This window comes from Nocardia miyunensis NBRC 108239 (assembly GCF_001613065.1).
GTDB classification, from domain to species: Bacteria; Actinomycetota; Actinomycetes; order Mycobacteriales; family Mycobacteriaceae; genus Nocardia; species Nocardia miyunensis.
Window position 1 is genome coordinate 1 of record NZ_BDBQ01000047.1, and the last position, 19,583, is coordinate 19,583.

Annotated in this window: 20 protein-coding genes; 6 read left to right on the forward strand and 14 right to left on the reverse strand. The window is 64.6% G+C overall.

Annotated features, from left to right (window positions below; all coding sequences use genetic code 11):
- The coding region (locus tag NM2_RS20010; protein WP_157121189.1) for a catalase at positions 1–487 on the reverse strand (487 nt) is incomplete at its 3' end.
- Positions 480–710 (reverse strand): hypothetical protein, encoded by a 231-nt coding sequence (locus NM2_RS49145; RefSeq protein ID WP_157121190.1) that lies wholly within the window; start codon positions 708–710, stop codon positions 480–482. The genes NM2_RS20010 and NM2_RS49145, both read right to left, overlap by 8 nt.
- Positions 711–1,117: 407 nt before the next feature.
- Here NM2_RS49145 and NM2_RS20015 point away from each other — a divergent pair, with 407 nt between their 5' ends.
- The 3 genes from NM2_RS20015 to NM2_RS20030 all read left to right on the forward strand — a co-directional run bounded on the left by NM2_RS20015 (position 1,118) and on the right by NM2_RS20030 (position 5,491).
- A complete protein-coding gene (locus NM2_RS20015; RefSeq protein ID WP_067670829.1) occupies positions 1,118–1,600 on the forward strand; it encodes an SRPBCC family protein in 483 nt (160 codons plus the stop codon).
- Positions 1,601–3,283: 1,683 nt separating this feature from the next.
- Complete coding sequence (locus NM2_RS20025) at positions 3,284–4,117, forward strand: polysaccharide deacetylase family protein (protein ID WP_439956896.1); 834 nt, start codon at positions 3,284–3,286, stop codon at positions 4,115–4,117.
- Between the two features lie 87 nt (positions 4,118–4,204).
- Complete coding sequence (locus tag NM2_RS20030; RefSeq protein WP_067670834.1) at positions 4,205–5,491, forward strand: IS256 family transposase; 1,287 nt, start codon at positions 4,205–4,207, stop codon at positions 5,489–5,491.
- Between the two features lie 143 nt (positions 5,492–5,634).
- On the opposite strand, the gene NM2_RS20035 is transcribed toward NM2_RS20030, so the two are convergent.
- From NM2_RS20035 to NM2_RS20045, 3 genes are all read right to left on the reverse strand, one after another.
- Positions 5,635–6,030 carry a hypothetical protein gene (locus NM2_RS20035; protein ID WP_067670836.1) on the reverse strand — a complete coding sequence of 132 codons (396 nt, stop codon included), beginning with the start codon at positions 6,028–6,030 and terminating at the stop codon, positions 5,635–5,637.
- Between the two features lie 245 nt (positions 6,031–6,275).
- Positions 6,276–7,013 carry a sterol desaturase family protein gene (locus NM2_RS20040; RefSeq protein ID WP_084531305.1) on the reverse strand — a complete coding sequence of 246 codons (738 nt, stop codon included), beginning with the start codon at positions 7,011–7,013 and terminating at the stop codon, positions 6,276–6,278.
- On the reverse strand, positions 7,010–7,735 hold the full coding sequence (locus NM2_RS20045; protein WP_067670838.1) for a FadR/GntR family transcriptional regulator: 726 nt from the start codon (positions 7,733–7,735) through the stop codon (positions 7,010–7,012). Before NM2_RS20045 ends, NM2_RS20040 begins: the two co-directional genes overlap by 4 nt.
- Positions 7,736–7,823: 88 nt before the next feature.
- On the opposite strand from NM2_RS20045, the gene NM2_RS49155 reads away from it, so the two are divergent.
- Positions 7,824–7,967: a hypothetical protein gene (locus NM2_RS49155; protein ID WP_157121191.1), complete on the forward strand. Its 144-nt coding sequence runs from the start codon at positions 7,824–7,826 to the stop codon at positions 7,965–7,967.
- 325 nt (positions 7,968–8,292) lie between these two features.
- On the opposite strand, the gene NM2_RS20050 is transcribed toward NM2_RS49155, so the two are convergent.
- Complete coding sequence (locus tag NM2_RS20050) at positions 8,293–9,165, reverse strand: AraC family transcriptional regulator (protein WP_067670840.1); 873 nt, start codon at positions 9,163–9,165, stop codon at positions 8,293–8,295.
- Positions 9,166–10,248: 1,083 nt separating this feature from the next.
- Here NM2_RS20050 and NM2_RS20055 point away from each other — a divergent pair.
- Together NM2_RS20055 and NM2_RS20060 are read left to right on the forward strand one after the other, a co-directional pair.
- On the forward strand, positions 10,249–10,917 hold the full coding sequence (locus NM2_RS20055; protein WP_067670842.1) for an MspA family porin: 669 nt from the start codon (positions 10,249–10,251) through the stop codon (positions 10,915–10,917).
- A 36-nt stretch (positions 10,918–10,953) separates the two neighbouring features.
- Positions 10,954–11,631 (forward strand): MspA family porin, encoded by a 678-nt coding sequence (locus tag NM2_RS20060; protein ID WP_067670844.1) that lies wholly within the window; start codon positions 10,954–10,956, stop codon positions 11,629–11,631.
- A 540-nt stretch (positions 11,632–12,171) separates the two neighbouring features.
- Here NM2_RS20060 and NM2_RS20065 read toward each other — a convergent pair.
- The 8 genes from NM2_RS20065 to NM2_RS20100 all read right to left on the reverse strand — a co-directional run bounded on the left by NM2_RS20065 (position 12,172) and on the right by NM2_RS20100 (position 19,515).
- Positions 12,172–12,771, reverse strand: coding sequence for a putative quinol monooxygenase (locus NM2_RS20065; protein WP_169816201.1), 600 nt, complete (start codon positions 12,769–12,771; stop codon positions 12,172–12,174).
- Positions 12,772–12,878: 107 nt separating this feature from the next.
- The gene (locus NM2_RS20070; RefSeq protein ID WP_067670848.1) at positions 12,879–13,856 is read right to left on the reverse strand and encodes an alpha/beta fold hydrolase; all 978 of its coding nucleotides are present in this window, start codon (positions 13,854–13,856) and stop codon (positions 12,879–12,881) included.
- Between the two features lie 15 nt (positions 13,857–13,871).
- Positions 13,872–14,417, reverse strand: a complete 546-nt coding sequence (locus NM2_RS20075) for an aromatic-ring-hydroxylating dioxygenase subunit beta (protein ID WP_067670850.1) — start codon at positions 14,415–14,417, stop codon at positions 13,872–13,874.
- Complete coding sequence (locus tag NM2_RS20080; RefSeq protein WP_067670852.1) at positions 14,407–15,753, reverse strand: aromatic ring-hydroxylating oxygenase subunit alpha; 1,347 nt, start codon at positions 15,751–15,753, stop codon at positions 14,407–14,409. Before NM2_RS20080 ends, NM2_RS20075 begins: the two co-directional genes overlap by 11 nt.
- Positions 15,754–15,793: 40 nt before the next feature.
- Positions 15,794–16,894 carry a VOC family protein gene (locus tag NM2_RS20085; protein WP_084531307.1) on the reverse strand — a complete coding sequence of 367 codons (1,101 nt, stop codon included), beginning with the start codon at positions 16,892–16,894 and terminating at the stop codon, positions 15,794–15,796.
- 110 nt (positions 16,895–17,004) lie between these two features.
- Entirely contained in the window at positions 17,005–18,234 is a 1,230-nt protein-coding gene (locus NM2_RS20090; protein ID WP_067670856.1) for an NAD(P)/FAD-dependent oxidoreductase, read from the reverse strand.
- 2 nt (positions 18,235–18,236) lie between these two features.
- Complete coding sequence (locus NM2_RS20095) at positions 18,237–18,578, reverse strand: non-heme iron oxygenase ferredoxin subunit (RefSeq protein ID WP_067670858.1); 342 nt, start codon at positions 18,576–18,578, stop codon at positions 18,237–18,239.
- 52 nt (positions 18,579–18,630) lie between these two features.
- Positions 18,631–19,515, reverse strand: coding sequence for a VOC family protein (locus NM2_RS20100; protein ID WP_067670860.1), 885 nt, complete (start codon positions 19,513–19,515; stop codon positions 18,631–18,633).
- Between the last annotated feature and the right edge of the window lie 68 nt (positions 19,516–19,583).

Genomic DNA, 19,583 nt, shown 5'->3' on the forward strand with positions numbered 1-19,583 from the left:
CCCATTGCATGTCGTTGTCGCGCAGATTGTTGTCGGCGCGGCGTTTCTGTGACCGGATGAAATCCTGGAACTTCATGGGATCCCGCACGAAAAAGACGGGTGTATTGTTGCCGACCAGGTCGAAATTGCCCTGTTCGGTATAGAATTTCACGGCGAAGCCTCGCAGATCCCGCACGGTATCGGGGTATCCCTGCTCGCCGGCGACGGCGGAGAACCGTGCCAGCACTTCGGTCCGCTTGCCGGGCTGGAACACGTCAGCCATGGTGTAGGCGCTGACATCGTGGGTTACTTCGAACGTGCCGAACGCCCCGCCGCCTTTGGCGTGCGGTTGCCGTTCGGGCAGGCGTTCACGATTGAACGACGCTATCTTTTCGATCAGGTACGCGTCGTTCAGCAGGATCGGGCCATCCGGGCCGATTGTCAAGGAATGCTCATCACTCGGTGCCGGAATTCCGGCGGCATCGGTCGTGTAGTTCGGCTCAGACATCTTTCTCCTCTTTCGCCAGATAAGAGCCGCGTATCGAACCGTTGTGTGCGACGTCGGCGGGCGTGGCGGTCATGGATCGCGTAATCGGTGGGTGAACCTGGGCTCCACCGCGCCAACGGCGGTGTGTCCGCACCGTATATCCCGCGGCAGCCTGCGCAAAGACACCTCGAAAGAGCCCGGCATCTGCCACGACCAGCCATCCGTCGTGCTTCAATTCGATCACGCCGGCGAGAACCTTTCAACCCACCCCGCGCCCGATCACAAGGTGTCGGACTGTTGGACTGCGCCCGGCGTCTCGGCCTGGCGTTGAGCCCGCAGCCGAGTCCTCAACACCGAAGCCCTCCCTACCGCCGCCGCGATCGCCGCCGTCCTCATCGACAACGCCATTCCCGCGACAGCCCGGCGATGACTGCGGAAGTCCAAGTTGCCCGGGGCGAGCCGTGCTGCTGAACCCGGTGTTGAGCCAGTGGAGGCGGCGGCCAGGAAGCGTGATCAATTATCCAGCGCCGCAAGGGCATTCACGAAACACACGGGTCCAGCGGAAGGGAAATCCGGCGCGGCGTGCTGGCGGAGTTCCCGCGAACAGTGAGTTTTTCTCCTCGCTCGGCAGACCCTATCTAGACTCGGGCCATGAGCAGGATCGACCGCGCCAGCCGGGGCATCGCGGCATCACCGGAGATTGTCTACAGGGCTTTGGTGGACCGGGAATCCGTTGAGGCGTGGTTGCCGCCCGACGGTATGAGCGGTCGGATCCAGCGGTGGGATCCCAGGCCCGGCGGCGGGTTCCGGATGGTCCTGACCTACCTCGATCCCGTCGAGGCCCCCGGCAAGTCGTCCGATGCGACCGATGTCGTCGACGTCGAGTTCGCCGAGCTGGTACCGCCCGAGCGCGTGGTGCAACGGGCGGTGTTCGAGGCCCAGGACCCCTCGTACGCGGGCACCATGACGATGACCTGGCAGATCACCGCCACGGGGGAGGGGACCGAGGTCACCGTCACCGCCACGGACGTGCCACCGGGCATCGACCAAGCGGCCCACGAGACCGGGATCGCCTCCTCACTGGCCAACCTGGCCTCCTATGTCGAAGCGACCGACCGACCTACGGCTGGCTGACGATTCAGCCAGGCCACCCGCTTTCCGTCGGGGTGGTAGCGGACGGCGGCGAAGTTGTTGCCCTGCGTGGGATCCTGGGGCGGCGACGACGATCTTGCCGTCCGGCTGTACTGCGGCCGCTCGCCCGTGGTCGGTGCGTGCGCCGAAGTCGGTGGAAACCTTTCCGCCCGTGCCGAATCCGGTGTCCAGCATGGTCGATGCGGGCGTCGTCGAGTGCGAAGTCGGGCAGGATGCCGCCGCTAGCACGGTGAGCACACCGAAGCCCAAGCTGCGCAGTGTCTTTCGAGTCGTTCGCATGGCACACAGCAATGCGGCTACCGCATTTCGATAAGTCGGGTGGGGTAGAGCGATTGGTCGGTGAACAGCCATCGAGTGCGTGACAGTGTGACCGCACGAGAGCCTCGTGCGTCGTCGAATGGACACCTCGTCATCCCGGCCCGGCGTGCCGGTCCGTCGTGTCGTGAAGGTTCTCTCGACGGGCTCTTTCGACGTGTCTTGCCTGGTCATCGGACCGGGTCGTGAGCGCTATCGTGGGTGTGTCGGAATGTCCGGGCAGTGTTCGTCGTGACGTCGCGAGGCGAAGGGCGGTGGTGCGATGCATGTGGGCGGGTTGGCTTGTGCTGGGCGCTGGGCTCGTGTCGAGCCTGGGGGCCGTCGGTGATCGTATTCCGGACTATTCACGGTCGGAGGTGCTGACCGGATCCGCGGTGGTAATGCTGTTGCTGGTGGGGGTGGTGGTCGCGTTGATGATGGGGGGTCGGCACAGCGGCGGTCGTGGTCGGTGGTCGGCGCGGTGGTGGATTCACCGGCCTGGCCGTGCCCGTGCTCGAGGCGTGCGTGCGGTAAAGGCCAGCACCACGATCCCACCCGCTCGATCAGGGCGGCACAGTTCGGTTGGGGCCGAGGTTTCTCGTGGGCACCGGCGGCGTCGCTACTGAGTTGCTGTCCGGATAATCCGATATCGGTACGGCACGCCGCGCGACTCGCCAGGAGTTTGCTGAAACTGTGGGGTGTGTGGGTAGCGTAGCGGGCGCCGTAGCGGCACCGGGATGGCATGGATCGTCGCCGCGAGGGTGGGCCCCGTTCGACTACGCATGGTCAAGGCATGCCTGCGCGTTCGGGCGGGGCCGTCGGACTCGGCGTGCACAACTCACGCGGCCACGATCGCTGGTTGCCTTTTACGGAGGATTCGATGGTCCAGGACACGGCGGCGTCATATCTGGCGGCGGCGATCGAGGCACGATACGGGTCACTGGATGCATTCTGCGCGCGGCTACGCGCCAGCGTCGAGAACCCGACCGCGGAGTTACGTCGTTACACAGGCGGCTGGGGCGGGACCGGGCCGATCGCGAGTGGCGGCAGACACCGAAAGCAACAGTAGTGACCTGCCGGGTGTTCTCTGGAGGCATTGTCACGCCAGCGTTTTCGACCACGCCGACACCATGACCGCCATTGTGCGAACCCGCACACAGCCTGATCAATACCGCAGGCCAACGCAATGCAGGCGAAGCACGCTGCCCCAGTCCCGACAACGTTCCCAACCACCGGCCCGACAGGGTAGTTCTTCGGCATCCGAGGAGACGCTGAAGTCGCGGAGAGCCGGAGAGCGGGGGTGGACGGGCTGCGGTAGGTTTCCGGGGTCAGTGTTCTCCGGCACGAAGTGGTTCTGCGAATATGAGTTCGATGATGAACCGCAGGCAATGGTTGACGCTGCTCGCGGCTGGGACAGCCGCCGCATTGTCGGGCTGCGATGCGACACACCCTGCCGCGATTTCCGGCGCTGCGCCGAATCACCTGGCCAAGCGCATGGTGGCGGCTCCGTCGTCGCCCGTACTTCCGACGACGCGGGTCGCGGTCCCGCTGCTCCCGGCGCCGCCCGGCGGTCCGAAGACGCGGCTGCCGCGCCGCGCCATCACCACACTGCCCGGTAAGGGCAACACTCTCGCGCTCACCGTCGACGACGGCGCCGACGCCGATGTTGTTGGCGCGTACATCAAATTCGCCCGGGACACCGGAGCGCGCTTCACCTTCTTCGTCACCGCCGCCTACAGTTCCTGGACCGTGCACCGCGACGCGTTGCGCCCGCTGGTCGAATCGGGTCAGATCCAGCTCGGCAACCACACCTGGAATCATCCGGCGCTCACCAAACTCTCCGCCGCCAGGGTGGCCGATCAGCTCGAACGCACGAAAACCTTTCTGCGCAAAACGTTCGGCGTCGACGGCACGCCCTTCTACCGCCCGCCGTACGGTTTCCGCAACGCGACCGTGGACCGCGTCGCCGCCGAACACGGTTACACGGTGCCCACCCTCTGGTACGGCTCCCTGGCCGACTCCTCGATCGTCACCGAGCAGTATCTGATCCAGATGGCGCACAAGTACTTCAACCCGCAGGCAATAGTCATCGGCCATGCCAACCACCCGGCCGTCACCCACTGCTACAACCAGTTGGTGGACGTCATCAAACAGCGCAACCTGTCCATGGTCACCTTGAACGACGTCACTCTGCCGCCCGTCTGAGCGACTACCGCGCACCGCGCGGGACTGTGGAGCTAACGGTGGTTCCGGCCTGATTCGCTGAACGAAGTTCGGCGGGAAGGTGCCACCATGACGACACTTGATGCGGTGACGAGGAAGAAGAAGCCGGTCGAGGCTTCCGCGGAGACGTTGGCCGCCCAGGAGCTGGTGCGGATGGCCAGGGAACAGGGTTTGTCCCTGACCGGGCCGGACGGGTTGCTCAAACAGTTCACCAAGACCGTCCTCGAGACCGCGTTGAACGAGGAGATGACCGATCACCTCGGCTTCGACAAGCACGAGGCGCCCGAGGATCGGGAAACCACCAACGTGCGCAACGGAACCCGATCCAAGACGGTCCTGACCGAGACGACCGGTCACGTGCAGATCGAGGTGCCCCGCGACCGCGAGGGCAGTTTCGAGCCGCAGATTGTCAAGAAGCGGCAGCGCCGGTTGACCGGGGTGGATGAGGTCGTGTTGTCGTTGTATGCCAAAGGCTTGACCACCGGCGAGATTTCGGCGCATTTCGCCGAGATCTACGGTGCCTCGGTGTCCAAGGAGACGGTCTCGCGGATCACCGACAAAGTGGTCGCGGAGATGCAGGAATGGGCGAGCCGGCCCCTGGACGAGGTTTACGTGGCGGTCTTCATCGATGCGATCGTGGTGAAGGTCCGCGATGGTCAGGTCGCCAACCGGCCGGTCTACGCGGCGATCGGGGTCAACGTCTCGGGTGAGAAGGACATCCTGGGCTTGTGGGCCGGGGTCGGCGGCGAGGGCGCGAAGTTCTGGATGAGCGTGCTCACCGACATCCGCAACCGCGGGGTCAAGGACGTGTTCTTCCTGGTCTGTGACGGTTTGAAGGGCCTGCCCGAGGTGGTCGGGAACGTGTGGCCGCTGGCCACGGTCCAAACCTGCATCATCCATTTGATCCGCAACACGTTCCGGCTCGCCGGCCGCCAGCACTGGGATGCGTTGCGCCGTGATGTGAAACCGATCTACACCGCGGTCAACGCCGATGCCGCGCGGGCGGCGCTGGACGAGCTGACCGAGCGGTGGGGCACGAAATATGGTGCGATCGTTCGTCTTTGGAACAACGCGTGGGAGGAGTTCATTCCGTTCCTGGACTACGACGTGGAGATACGACGCGTCATCTGCAGCACGAACGCGATCGAGTCGTTGAACGCCCGCTACCGGCGCGCGATCAAGGCCCGAGGGCATTTCCCCACCGAACAAGCCGCCCTGAAATGCTTGTATCTGGTGACCCGATCCCTCGACCCGACCGGCCAGGGACGGGCACGATGGATGGTGCGCTGGAAGCCCGCGGTCAACGCTTTCGCGATCACCTTCGCCGACCGCTGGCCCAACGCCCAAACCTACTGAGAGACAACGCCGGAAACACCGTTAGCGAGATAGACCCCACCGCGCAGGCGCCGGATCTCGTCCTCGAAGTCAGTGTGGTTGTAGAGCCAGGAGCGTGCAATGCCGGCGTGGTCGGCGACGGGTTCGAAGGTGATCCGGCGGGATCAGCCAGCCGAGCCGGTCCCCGGTCGGCGTGCCGGTATGACCGTCGCACCCGTGTAATACGCATCGATGACGTCGCCGTTCACGAGTTCGTCATGGTGCTTACCGCCAGCGCGATGGGCCGGACAGTTCTTGTCCAGGGTCTTTCGCTGGTGCGGGGATATCTGGTCGATGTCCTTGGTCACCGACGTCGGCTGTTCGTCTCCGGGATTGAGACAGACCGCGTCGAAATTGATGATGTAGGTGTTGTTGGAGTTGTTGGTGCACTGGAGCCCTTCGCAATCGAGGCCCGGTGCGAGGTTGGGGGCCGACTGGGCGGCAGCCTGAGGGATGAACAGTCCGGTGGCCGCGATGCCGAGGGCGGCAACGCTCAGGGCTTTGGCCGATCGCTGATTCATTGCTTGTCAACTCCGATCCGAACGAGATGAATTCCGCGCGCGACTGCGACGATTTCATCGCCGCCACGGACCAAGCCTCGCGAACCCCCCTTACCAACCCCCTTTCCGATGACTTACCAGAGTCACGCAGATCGAACGCATAAGACCGCACCGTGCCCGGCGACCGCTCGATCACGGTCAGAGGCGCCAGAAAGCCGGACGGACCGGTGGGTGCGATCAGGTCCGCGAGCCTACCGATCGGTCCGTCAGGCGGCTCGCGGCGCGTGTAAGGATTGCGCTGTGGGGGATTTCGGGATTTCCGCGGGGTCGGGGTGGGTGCCCAGGACACGGTCAGCGGTGCCGGAAGTGGTGACGGTGAACCAATAGTGCTCGTTCTTGAAGTGGTGCAGGCGATGATTCCGTCTGACCGCCTTGAAGATTCGGGTTCGCGGCTGGTAATCGGTGTGGATCAGGTAGTGGGTCCACTCGTAGCTCGAGCCGAGCACCCCGACCGTGGTCAGGAAGATCAGGCCGGAGCCCGGCCGTGGAAAGGCCAGCAGCGCGATGGCGAGCAGTGTGGGCAGCAGCCACAGAAAGGTCTGCCACGGGATGAAGATCAGCCCCACCTCGCGCGGATCGGCATGATGCGCACGGTGTTTGCGGGCCAGCAGCGAATCCAGAGTGAGCCTGCCGATCCGGCGTGGCCGCCAGTGCAGCACGCAGACGTGGATCACCCACTCGGTGAACGGGAACAGCGCGAGCATGACAGCGGGCACGACGGCGTCTGTGTACTGCCAGTCGCCGATGATGATACGGGCCGCCGCGGCGGATACCAGCAGTCCCGCGATGATCCACGGTGACGGGTGGCGCGCGAATTCGCGAGCGGCTGCGATCAGGGTGAATTCCCGTCGGCGGCCATGGGTTTCGGTCGTGTGGACGGCGGGCCGAGAGTGGTGACGGCTGTCGTCATCCTTTGCGCTGTGGATCCGCGCGGTGGCGTTCATTGTGTGTTCTCCTCGAGGTGACGCATCAACGTGTCGAATTCTGTTGTCGCCGTGGCCAAGAGCTGCGCGGCCGCCTGGCGGGCGGCTACCGCGTCACCGGCGATGATCGCCTCGGCCAGGGCGCGATACCGGTCGATCCGGCCGACCTCGGCCGCCATCACCTGCGCCAAGGCCACCATGGCAGGTTCGTAGACGGCACGCAGATCGTTGAACAGCAGCCGGTACACGATCGAATCCGCGGTATCGACCACGTGATCCCAGAAGGCGAGGGCCTCCAACTGTCGAGCGAGCGGATCGGATTGCGCGGCAAGCGATTCCACGGCACCGTTCAGCACTCCGGCCACGTCGGCGCCACCGCGTTCGGCGGCCAATCCGGCGACTTCGCGGCCCATCGTCAACCGTGCCTCGAGGATGCTGCGCAGCACATCGTGATCGAGGTGGCCGTCCCGCAGGATCAGCCGGGGCAGCAGATCGAGTCCGGCAGCGCGGCGGAAGTCGCGCACGATGGTCGCTCCGCCCTGGCGCACCTCCACCAGCCCGCTGTGTGCCAGCCGTTGCATGGCCTCCCGCACTGTCGGCCGGGACACCCCCAATGCCTCAGCCAGTTGACGCTCGGCCGGGAGCGCCGCTCCGGGCGGCAATTCACCGTCGAGCATCTCGCTCAGGAGTTGGTCGTACACCGAATCGGGCACGGTCCTTCGATCGATCCGTCGCAATGCCACATCCGGACAGTAGGCCCACAGTGGTCAGAGGTCAAGTGGTCAGACCAGTTCGGCTATGTCACGCGCGGCGGTCGACTGTCGGGGCTCCGTGAGCGCACATCTGAGCGCCCACTTCACCGCCGCCGTGATCACCGATGTCGGAATGCCCTGGGAGACAGCCGCGGAGCTGGCGTACAGCGCCATTCGGCAGGCGCTCGCCCACGAACTCGACCGCGCCGACCCGTGCGAATAATCGGAGTTCATTCCGGCCTCACGCCCGGATTCGCCGGAGAATTCCGGTCGTCACGAGCGCGTGTTCGGGCGGGTGCCATCGGTGGTATCGGCATCGCTGCCGCCTTCACGCATGGCTTGCAAGCCGTAGCGAATTCCTTTGTCGCGTATGTGATGTGGCATCGCGGCATCAGGTGTGCGCCCGGATGGCCGGATTGTGCACTGGCGGAGCGAACGATCAATCGAGCCGCGGGCCCGAGGGGCTCGGCCGAAGGCCCGGCGAATCGTCGGTGCCAGTGCGGGCTGATCGAGCGGGGGGATGAGACCACCGTGGTGGTGGCCGTGCTTCAGTGTTCGCGGCGTAGTGCGGCGGGTGTCTTGTTCAATCGAGCTTTGAGCACGCGCGTCAGATGTTCTTGGTGGGAGAAGCCGCAGCTTACCGCGACCTGTGCGATCGGCGTGGATGTCGTCCGCAGGAGGCGGCTGGCGTGCTCGACTCTCAATCCCATCAGGTAGTGATGTGGTGTCTCGCCGGTCGTCGCCTTGAACTGCCGGATGAATTGACTGACCGAGAGGGTCACGGTGGCCGCGAGGTCGGCGAGCGGAATGGCTTCTGCCATGCGGGCGTCCATGAGTTCGCGGATGGTCGCCATCTGGCGCTTGGTGAGCCCCTGCGACCTCGGTGCCGAATTCGTCGTAGCACGGGTGCTGTGGTGGCGCCGCAGATGTGCCCCGAGCACGGCGGACAGTTGATCCACATACGTCAATGCGGTTGGCTCCCACGCGCGTACGGCGCAGTCGAGGCTCAAGACGAGCTGCTCGACGAGCGGGTCGGTCCGGCCCAGCTCCTCGGCCAACTCTGCACCATCGGTTTCTTCGGCGTCCTGAACCGCTCGGTCGTCGAGGTAGACGTGGATGGTTTTCAGGTGTCCGCCCAGTTCCACGGAGAGGTCTCGTCCGGCTGGATGCAGGAACATGCCGCCCCTGGGTACTTTGCGCGCCGCGCCGAGCGTGTGCTGCCCTCGGCGCACATCCACGGGACCGTCGAGATGCAGGATGAGTTGATGGGTCCGCGCGGCCTCGAACGTTGCGCGATAGGGGCTTTCGGCCTGCGCCGAGACGTAGACCTGCTCCCAGCCGAGCCCGGCGCTGGTGCGTACGGGGCGGATCCACGGCTGCTTCAGAATGCCGTTCGTGTCGGCCAACCCAAGCTCGGGCACGGTGCGCCTCCCTTACCGGTCCCGGCTCGTTTCGCACGAGTGCAATACGGTCGGGCATCCGTGAATCTAATTTCGTCATGCGGAATGCAAGGTAATCTGGATCACAGTCGGTGTCAATATGTGCCGGGGGTAACACTGACGTTGCCGTGTCGTCCGGAGTCCTGTCGTGTCGACGTGGCGGTCGTGAGCTCGGGTCGAGCATCCCTACCCGCTGGACTCGAGCAAGACCGATCCACAGGTCGGTTCGTGGTGTCGCCCGATGTCGTTGCGCCGAATGTGCTGGCGGCCGAGGCGGCCGGTCCGAATCCGTCGAAAGTCGAGGCGGGCAGTGAGATCGGGTGGCTGACGGCGAAGTCGGCTCACGAGGGCACCGCCACCCGCGGCCGCGCCGAACGTGGGGGAGTCGCGCGGCAGCCTTGCGTAGCCAACCCGGACCGCTCCCGGCCGCAGACCCCGTCAAGGCTGCGGAATCAACGGCCCTCTGGGTGACTGCCTGGACGCAGTCGTGCCGTGCCCGGTCCAGGCGGTGATTCGAAGCGAGTGCGGGTGCGCATTTTGTGCTCAGTGTTGGTGATTTTGTGCAAGACGCCGGTAGTGGGTCGCTGTCAAGCTTGGCTGGCGATCAATGATTGGCTCGCGGGAAGGGTAGACGTGTCATACAGCTCGAGCGTCGGTGGACCGCCACTGAACCGGCCTGGTAGTCGACCCCTACTGCGGCTCGAACAGTTCCGGTCGATGTTGTGCATTCATTGCGAGTCGCTCGCCGACGGTAATTCGGCACACGCTCATCCTGGCTGACACAAAGTCCGCTTTACAACTGGACTCTCATTCGGGGTGAGAGGCGCGATCCCCGAAGACGAATGCAGTTGTCTCACGATCGAAATTCCTGCCGGACCGCAGCCTAAGTCCGGGAGATCTGATTGCAACTCGACGTCCGCACTCCGGTGTCGTCCCGGCGGTATCCGGAGCGTTGGTCAACGCAATCCCGTGCAGAAGAGGAAAAGAGTCTGACGGCAATTCTTGAAACCTGAGCAGGGTGAGAACGCAAGCCCATTTGAGAACACTTGAAACGCAAGGAAGTTCATGAAGAACTCATTGAAACGGAAAGTCCGAACAATTGCCACCATCGCGGGAGCGATGGCGTTGACCTCCGTACTGGCCACCCAGGCGAATGCAGACGCTCTTGTTCGATTGCCGGATGTCAGTGCGAACGGGGACGACGGACTCAGTATCGTCGCCCGAAATCAATCAGCGCTGATCTCCCCATCGTTGGCGGCCAACGGAGCCGGTCGTAATGCCTGGATCGGTGGCGATATAACGATCGACGCCCCCCATATCGATGTCCGGCGCCGCGGCCCGAACAATGGGCCGAGCGGTGAGGACAAACTTCCCGGCACAAATGATCTGGAGTTCAACGGAGGCGCGGCGATCGCGCATGCGGGCTTCGTCGTCGGCTGCCAGGTCTCCGTCGGAGACCTCTCGCTCGGCGGCACCGGGAGCCTGTCCAGCAGTGCGTTGGGGCTCAGCGGTTCGCTGAGCATTCCGCTGAGCCCGGGTGGAGTTTCCTACGGGGTATTGGACCGGATGAACATCGATAAACCGGGCACCTACCACATCAGCTTCAACGCCTTCGAAGTCAGCGTCCAGGGCTGTGGCGGTTATGCGCAGGCGCGCATCTACGCCGCAGTCGAAACAACAGGCAACAGTCACCAGAAGCTCATCGTCTACAGCCAGCCGTTCTCCATCGGCTGACCCGACCAGACGTAGACACAAAGGATCAATATCACGATGACTAGCATCACGCATGCCGGCAAGCGCACCATCCTGGCCGGAGCGATTGCCGGAGCCGTGCTCTCGCTCCTGGTGGGTGTTCAGGCACCGGCCAGCGCGGACGCCTTCGTACCGCTCCCCTCGCAGACCCTGACCAAAACAATGGCCGATGGCACAGTGGTCACTGTCCAGCGCACAGACGAAAGCGCCACTATCACAGGCTCTCTCGGTGCTACGCCCTTGCACCGCAATGCCTTCGTCTCGGGCCGCTACAACGTGCAACTCAGTCGCCCGACACCATCGATGCTGATCCAGGCTGGATATGTCGTGGGCTGCCAGGTTTCCGTTGGTAGCCTCACCAATTCCAGTTCCGGCAGCACCTCGACCGACAGCAGCGGCAGTACCTCGGTGACGGGGGCCAGCGTCGGCGAAACGCTCAGCATCGGGCCGGGACAGGCCAAGGATTACTTCGTCACCGACTGGGAACGCCAAGACGATTTCGGTGCGCAACAACACCTTCCGTTCGCGCCCTATCTGAACACCGACCACGCGAAACTCAACTACGTCAACACCACACTCTCGGTGGTCGGGTGTGCGGGCTACGCCCAGGCTCGATCGTTCGTCAACGTCATGGTCTACAACCCCAACGCCGACGACATCATCACTCTCTACGGCCAGCCGTTCAGCCTCGGCTGACGGCCAGGGCGCACGGTAAAGCGGAACTCGCACAGCGAGTTCCGCTTTACGGCGTTCGGTGAGACCACGGCTCGATTGCCGCTGGCACATTCATACTGTGGTCATCACGCAGACAGTACGTGATCGTGGCTGTCGTGCGATTGCGTTGAGACGAACGGCAATCCGGTTGGCAATGAGCGACAATTGCTGACCCGGTCATCATCACCGTCCACCGGGATGTCGGAAAATGGCGCGGATTAGATCGGTCACGCGAGGGTTCCGCTTATCGCTGAATCGAATGGCCGGACGGGTGAAACCTATCGACTCGCAATGCCGAAGCATGGCCATCCGGGATTTCGGATCGTGATCGGATATGCTCCGGACATGAGTGAGCAGCGGCCGAGCTCAGTGAGGGGGAAAGCTCGGACGCTGCTCTAGTTGGAGAAAGTCTCGTGGTCGCCGCCTCACCCCAACAGAATTACTCGATTCAATTGTTACACAGTGATCTTCGCGCGCACAGGGTTTTCGGAGACCGATTTTCCCGGCGTCGCCGGGGCGGTGCTATTGCGGCCAAGCAATGGCGATCGACCGTTCCTCGGCCTGGCTGGGCAGCCAACGACCATAGTGATGCTCGAAAACGCTTGCACGGTAGAATTCGATGCCGTTGGTGCCATATGCGCGGGGGACGAAATTGGGACCATCGCCACCCTTGAAAGTCAGTGTCCGCAGGTTCCAGTGCGCGTCGTAGACGCGCTGGTTCTCCCAGAGCTCCAGGAGGAGCTGGTGCTGTGGGTGCTCGACTCCGCTGTACCGGGTGTATTCGATGCAGCCGATTTCGCGGCGGGTGCTGTCGACGTCGGCGAGCAGAAAATCCTGTGCGGCTTCGGGATCGCCCTCACTGCCCTGTGCGATGACGCGAACGGCGCCGCGGGCCGGCCAGTGGACGAGGCCTTCGGATTCACCGGCGCCCTCCGGAACCCATGTGCCGCTTGCGAGCCCGAAATACTGCTGTCGGTAGAACTCCACCCGCGGGGCGTCCCGGACATTGCGCGGTTGCAGCAGCAACTCCGCGTTGTCGTTCCAGTGTTCGGTGAGCGCATTCTCGTCCTCCCACAGTTCGACAAGGCATGAATGTGTATCACCTCCGATGGAGACGTACACCTCGGATTCTTCGACTGCGCCGAGTTTGCGTGTGATCGTGGCATATTCGACCAACCGCTCGAGGTCGGAGGTATCGGGCAGATGACGGATGACCCTGATGGACACGGTCATTTCTCCTTCCGGCTCACCGCGGGCAATACAGGACGGCGCTTGGACACTCCGGCGAGCTCGGCGGTCGAGCTGCTCACCACGCCGTCCCGGAAGTATTCCGTGAGAATCGCATTGAACACCTCGGGCCGGTCCGTCTGCCCCTGATGGCCACATCGCTCGGGATAGAAGAACTGGATGTTCGGAAGCGCGTCCTCCTGCAGGTAGCCGATCTGAACCGGCAGCAGGGTGTCCTCGACGCCGTAGAGATAGATGCCCGGAATCGTCACGTGATCGAGGCGCCCGGCTGTCCGGAACCGGGCGCTCTCCTCCGGCGAAGGAGTGCCGAAACTCGCTGCGGTGTGGCGTTTGTGCGCATCGGCCGTGCGGTTGGCCGCGAAGGTGCGCATGGCGATCACATCGGGGTCGAGGGTGGTCTTGTTGTAGGTGATGCTCCGGATGAGCTTTTCCATCGACTCCTCGGTCCCTTCGAAGGGGATCATCGGTGGAGGCTGCCACCCCAATTCGTCGAGAGCCTTCTTGGACGCCTCTTCGCTGACGATGTCTCCGACGGGCCCCGCGACGAGCACGAAGCGTTCCACGCGTTCGGGGTGCGCCAGTAGGTAATTCACCGCATTGCGGGTGCCCATGGAGTTGCCGGCGAGGAAGAACCGATCCAGGCACAGCGCGGTCGTCAGGTCGTGGATGAAGTCGTCGTGCCCACTGGGGCCCGGCTGGTAGAACCCGCCGTCGTCCTCGGTGAGCCCGAACGCTGGCATGTCTGGCGCGTAGACGCGAAATCCGTTGCGGGCCAAGTGAAGTGCGGTCGGCGTCCACCCCGCCGCGCCCGAGGATCCCGGTAGCCCGCCGTGCAGCAGCACGACGGCCGGTCCGGTCTCACCGGCAGTGACGTAGTGCGCTTTGACGCCCGAGGGCAACCTGACCCAGCGGCTCAGCAGGCCTTCGGTCGGAGCCAGTCCTTCAGCGGTCAGTGTCATGACTCTGCTCCCTTCTCAGTAGAACGAACTGAGGTTCTTGGCGAGGAATGTGGAGACGTCGAAGAGGATCTCGCGCTTGGCGATCTGGAATCCGCCACGGGTGTCGGCCGGCCGGATGACGTCGGAACGCACCCCGACCATCCAGTCGTGGTCGCGCTCGAGCCGCGTCCGATGGACATAGAACGAGGACTGGACGTCGAACGCGCCGTCCTCGGTCGAACTCGGCGATACCCGGATGTTCGAAATCAGGTGCCGAGTTCGTGTCGGCGGTTCCTCGGCCCATGCCATGTGGGTGTAGAGCCGCTCCACTCGCTGGGCGAGATCGTCGTAGTTCTCCTCGAAGTACGCCGATGTGCCCGGCGGCGAAATCTCCTGCGAGCGTTCGCGAAACACGCGATTCTCGCGCACCGGGGCCCAGTAGTGGATGTCCGGGGCGAGCAGTTCGAGCCAGTCTTCGAACTTCCAGGCGTCGAGCAGATCTGCCTCGGCGAACAGGAAGTCGCTGAGGGCGAGATGCGTTTGCGGCGAGATGGCAACCGGCCCAAGGGTTTTATCGGACATGGGCGCGATCCTCGGCGAGTGGTTCCGCTGATCGGTGTTTCTTCAGCTCGAGCAGTTCGTCCCAGGACGTGCCTTCCATCATGCGCAGCCAGTGGCGGTACATCCCTCGAGCTGCTTCGTCGCTGAAGATGTGCGGCGATGTCAGGCCGGGATAGTCCGGTGCGTTCATTCGCGCGTCGCCGATGCGCGACTGGTAGGCGAGCGGCGACTGGCGCGCCTTGAAACCGCGCATGATGCGCTGTTCCTCGATCCAGTTCTCGGCGTCATCCTGCTCGAACATGCCCCCGGGGCTGAAGGTGCGCAGGACATCGATGCGGATGCTCTCCTTGACCTCCTCGGGCGCCTCGGCGGGCACGAAGGTCCACGCCCAGATTTCGAACTCGTTCGGGCCGCGCGGGTGGGTGACGCGCATCGTGCCGTTGTCGAGGATCATGAAATTGGGAAAGATGTTCCCGTGTCCCTTGACGCCGTCGCAGCGCTTCTGGCCCACCCGTTCGAGAATCTGATCGCGGATCGAATCCTCCCAGGCCCGTAGCTCTTTCGTCATCCCCGGCTGTTCTTCGCTGAATCCGGTGCCGTGCCCGAAGGGGTCGGAGTACTGGTAGCCGGTGATGACGGGGGGAGCGAGGTTCGCGGCGTCGCCTTCGAGTCCGGCCTCGCGTGCGGCGCGGCGACCCCGCACGGTGAGTACCGACGCGTGCGTGATGAGGCCGTGCAGGGCGTCGCTCGCAGGCTGTTCCGCGTTGAGTTTCCAGTTGGCCCCGATCACCCACTTGTGTTGTGCGACGGACTCCAGCCCGCCGGGGTATCGATCGACATAGGCGTCGAAGTACCACGCCATGTCGCCGAGATAGTCGACGAGCGAGGGCGCCGTCTCATCCCAGGTGCCGAAATAGAAACCCTTGTACTCCTCGATCCGCGGCACGGCGACCGCGCTCCAGGCATCCTTGTCGATGCCCTGCGGGTAGTAGGCCTCTTCCTCGGCGACGTTGATCAGCTTTCCCGCGAGGTCGTACGCCCAGCCGTGAAACGAGCACATGAACGTCTTCGCGCGGCCTCGGTCGGCCCGGCAGATGCGCATCCCGCGGTGTCGGCACTGATTCAGGAAAGCCTTTATGCTGCAGTCCTTTTGGCGTACCACGACGACGGGATCCTCGCCCATGTAGGTCTGCAGGAAATCGCCGGGCTTGCGGAGCATGGAGTCGTGGGCCAGGAACAGCCACGAACGTCCGAACACCTCCTTCAGCTCACGTTGGTAGATCTCCTCGTTGGTGAAGATCTCGCCGCGGAGCCACCCTTCGTCCGGGTCCACGTATTCGCGTAAATCGTTGGTCATGGTTTTCTCCGTGCGTCGTCGCGCAGGCCGAGCCGGTGGCTCACAGCGCCGAGTTGATGTTCGAGAAGTCGATGACGCGCTCCGGTGTCGGGACGAAATCGAGGTCTCGGATGAGCAGTCCTTCGACGACGTAGCCGCCGAGGTCGCGAGCGGTGTCGAGGTAGCAGAAGGACGAGGCCCTGTGGTGGAAGTCGGCGCCCATCACGGTCTCCACGCCGATCGAGCCCAACCACTTCTGCTGCGCATCCCAGGTGGCCTCGTCGGCGGAGATGGTGACCAGCATGTGGTGGATGCCCTGGCCGTAGCGATCGTAGAAATCGACGTCATAGCTGCTGGGCCCGCGCGTCGGCGTGATGATCTCGAGGCCGAAGTCGGCGAACGGCGCCAGCGCCGAGACGTAGCGGTGATCGACGGCTTCGCCCCGGAAGTAGGGGTTCTCCAATGTGCCTGTGGCCGTGTGGAAGTCGGTCACCTGCCATTGCTCGATCCCGAACACCCGGTGGTAGTTCTCGATGGTCGCCATCACCTCGTCCACGACGATGCCGAAGTGATGCAGCTTCTGGACTGCGATCGGCCCGACGCCGGCGGGACGCTCGTAGGTGCCGTGATGGTTCCAGCGGACGTCGGCGGGTGCCGGTGCGTCCGTGCCGGAGACGACTTCGATCTCGACGAAGTAGCCGCCGAGCTGCTGTCGAGTGTCGAACAGGTGGCGCTGAGCCGCGCCGCCGGTGTACGACCCGGCGAGCGTGATATCCAGTGCGGCGAGCGCGTTTCGGAGGTCGTCGAACTCGGGTTGTGCCACGGATGCGAGGCGCAGTGAGCAGATACTTCCGCCGCGCGACTCGAGGTACGAATGGAATTCGCTGGAGCCGGACCGCGGTTCGATCAATTCGAACGGGACCGGGTTGGTGTGGATCTGCATGGGCCCGAGTTCGACGACGTCGGCGGCCGGAGTCGTGGCGCCCGTCGCGGTGCGCAGGGTGAATGCGCCGTCCTCCCGGCCGATCTCGCGATAGTCGGTCTCCCGGACGTCCCATTCGTCGATTCCGAAGAGCTCGGCGTACTTTCGTGTGGCGGCCTCGAGGTCGTGTACCACGACGCCGATCGAATGTAACCGGCCGAAGCCCAAGGGTGCTGTCATCGTCGACCTCCAATTGTCAACTTGCCGATGCGGCGTGCTTCGAACGTAGGTCGGCGGCCAGCCCGATCGGGACCCCTCGTCCCGTGGGGCGGAACCGATCTCGCGCCGGGTCAGCGCGAGGTTCTCAGCAGGTGTTTCAGGTCGGTGGACACGTCGGCCAGTGCCGTCGCGGACACGGTGACGCCGCGGTCGATCATGCGGCGCGCGGCGCGCACGGCGTTGGGGTCGTCGACGGAGACCGCCGCGACCACCGTGCCGTCGCGCAGGCCCCAAGCCGAGAAAGGGCCGTCGCCCGGGGTGCCGCGCAGCACGCGATCGGTCGCCTCGTTCATATGGCCGACGCTCTCGATGTGCAGACCGTGGCGGTCGGTCCAGAACCATGGCGCGGTCGGAGTGGGCTGTGCCGTGCCGAGCAGGGTCGCGGCCGCGCGCTGCCCGTCGTGCTGGGCGGCCTCCCAGTGTTCGGCGCGCGGTCTCAGCACGCCGTTGCTCCGGCGGCGGGTCGCGTCCCCGACGGCGAGCACCCACGGGTGCGACGTTCGTTGCTCGGCGTCGACGATGATGCCGCGGTCGACCTCCAGGCCGATCGTCTCGGCGAGCGTCGTTTCCGGGCGCATCCCCACACCGAGCAGGACGGCGTCGAACTCGAGCGGTTCGGGATCGTCCTGGATCGTCGCCAGCACGACCGTCCCCTTGTCCTCGATCGAAACCAGTGCAGCCTGTTTCGTCGAGATGCCGTGCTCGGCGTGACGTGCGTGCAGCCACGCACCCACCTCGGCGCCCACCGCGAGTTCGAGCGGAATCGGCGCCGGATCGATCAGGGTGACCTCGACGCCGAGCTCGGCGGCAGTGGACGCCGCCTCTGCGCCGATGAGTCCACCGCCGACGACCAGCAGGCGTGCGCCCAGCACGAGCGCGGACCGCAATCTGTCGGCTTCGTCGTGGTCGCGCAGCACATGGACCAGGGGCGAGTCGACGCCCGGCAGCGGCGGCCGCGCGGCGTGGCCACCGGTGGCGAGCACGAGCGTGTCGGCAGCGAGGGTGCGTCCCGTGGAGAGTTCGACGAGCCGCTCGTCGGGTCGCAGGGCGGTCACCGTCTCGCCGGTGACGAGGCGCACGCCCTGATCGTCGTACCAGTCGGGTGGCTGCAGGGCGATGTCCGCGAGGTCCTGTTCACCGGCGAGGTACGCCTTGGACAGCGGAGGCCGGTCGTAGGGAACCTCGGCGGCTTCGACGAGGGTGAGTTCTCCCGCGAAGCCGCCGGCGCGGAGTGCGGCAGCGGTCCCGACGCCGCCCACGCCACCGCCGATGATCACGACCGAGGAAGGAACGTGGGTCATGATCACACCGCCGGGGATTCGCCGGGGAACAGCCAGATGTCCTCGCCGCGCACCTCGACGCGGTGACACACCGCGCCCCGCGTCGCCGGGAGCCCGGAGACCCGGCCGCTCTTCAGGCAGAACCTGCTCGCGTGGATCGGGCATTCGACCGTGCCGTCTTCCACCCAGCCCTCGGCGAGCGAGGCGACCTGGTGGGTGCAGGTGTCGTTCAGAGCCCAGAACGTGCCGTCGGTGTCGTGCAGGATTGCGATGTCATCGTCGGTGCCGGTGATCGATCGCGGGATCGCGAGACCTTCACCTTCCGGTATGTCGCTGTTCTTGGCGACCTTGATGCCCTCTGTCATCGGGATTCACTTTCCGGTCATGGTTGTGCTCGGGTGCGGTGGTCGTCGGATCTCAGGCCGGCGCGGGTCCGGATCCGACCCACTGATGGCCCCAACAGCTGGCCTCGGCGAAGCGATCGGGGCAGTGGTCGTCGCCGAGAAGCCTTCCGCCGTAGCCGTATTCGAGTTCGAAGCCCGAGGGTGTGCGAACGTAGAACGAGAACATCTCGTCGTTGGTGTGCCGCCCGAGGGTCATCGACAGCGGCGCGGCGCCGGCGAGCACCTTGTCGTAGGCACGTCCCACGATGTCGAGTTCGTCGACCTCGACCATCAGGTGGCCGACGCCGGGGGAGAACGGACCGACACCGCCGAAGGCGTAGGAGTGATGACGCGGATTGCAGTGCAGGAAGGTGGCCGTCGATCCGTCGGGCGCGAGGACGTGGTCGCTGAGCTCGAACCCGAAGATGTCGGCGTACAGATGCTGCGTCGCGTCGACATCGGTGACCAGTTGCAGCGCATGGCCGAGCCCGCAGTTACCCGTCACGAAGCGGGCACTGGTCGGTGAGACGAACTGCCGCTGTTCCTTCGTCAGGCCGTAGAAGACCTCGATGGCGAGCCCGCTCGGGTCCCGGAACGTGACGAGTTCCGTGACGAGCCGTTCGGAAGCCAGCTCCGCCGTGTCGGAATCCACGTCGTAACCGGCGTCCAGCAGTTGTTCGGTGAGCTCGCTCAGCGCCTGCGGTGACCGCGCTTCCCAACCAAGGGTGCTGACCCGGTCGGTCGGTCCCTTGCGGATGTCGAAGCGGTAGGATTTGCCGTCCAGACGCAGGCGCAGACGGTCGTCGGAACGCTCCGCGACCTCGAATCCGAGCAGATCCGTGCCGAACGCTTGCCACGCATCGAGATCAGTTGCCTCGATCGCCACGTAGCCCAGGCCGGCCACCTTGTGATCAACCATGCCGTCTCCTTTGAAGGTCGAACCGATGGGCTCATCCTTCAATCCGGAGGCGAGGCAGGGACAGCATC

Bases quoted from the DNA above. Each gene is read 5' to 3' on its own strand.
- NM2_RS20015 (WP_067670829.1), top strand. From the start codon at position 1,118: ATGAGCAGGATCGACCGCGCCAGCCGGGGCATCGCGGCATCACCGGAG.
- NM2_RS20025 (WP_439956896.1), top strand. From the start codon at position 3,284: ATGATGAACCGCAGGCAATGGTTGACGCTGCTCGCGGCTGGGACAGCC.
- NM2_RS20030 (WP_067670834.1), top strand. From the start codon at position 4,205: ATGACGACACTTGATGCGGTGACGAGGAAGAAGAAGCCGGTCGAGGCT.
- NM2_RS20035 (WP_067670836.1), bottom strand. From the start codon at position 6,030: ATGAATCAGCGATCGGCCAAAGCCCTGAGCGTTGCCGCCCTCGGCATC.
- NM2_RS20040 (WP_084531305.1), bottom strand. From the start codon at position 7,013: ATGAACGCCACCGCGCGGATCCACAGCGCAAAGGATGACGACAGCCGT.
- NM2_RS20055 (WP_067670842.1), top strand. From the start codon at position 10,249: ATGAAGAACTCATTGAAACGGAAAGTCCGAACAATTGCCACCATCGCG.
- NM2_RS20060 (WP_067670844.1), top strand. From the start codon at position 10,954: ATGACTAGCATCACGCATGCCGGCAAGCGCACCATCCTGGCCGGAGCG.
- NM2_RS20070 (WP_067670848.1), bottom strand. From the start codon at position 13,856: ATGACACTGACCGCTGAAGGACTGGCTCCGACCGAAGGCCTGCTGAGC.
- NM2_RS20075 (WP_067670850.1), bottom strand. From the start codon at position 14,417: ATGTCCGATAAAACCCTTGGGCCGGTTGCCATCTCGCCGCAAACGCAT.
- NM2_RS20080 (WP_067670852.1), bottom strand. From the start codon at position 15,753: ATGACCAACGATTTACGCGAATACGTGGACCCGGACGAAGGGTGGCTC.
- NM2_RS20085 (WP_084531307.1), bottom strand. From the start codon at position 16,894: ATGACAGCACCCTTGGGCTTCGGCCGGTTACATTCGATCGGCGTCGTG.
- NM2_RS20090 (WP_067670856.1), bottom strand. From the start codon at position 18,234: ATGACCCACGTTCCTTCCTCGGTCGTGATCATCGGCGGTGGCGTGGGC.
- NM2_RS20095 (WP_067670858.1), bottom strand. From the start codon at position 18,578: ATGACAGAGGGCATCAAGGTCGCCAAGAACAGCGACATACCGGAAGGT.
- NM2_RS20100 (WP_067670860.1), bottom strand. From the start codon at position 19,515: ATGGTTGATCACAAGGTGGCCGGCCTGGGCTACGTGGCGATCGAGGCA.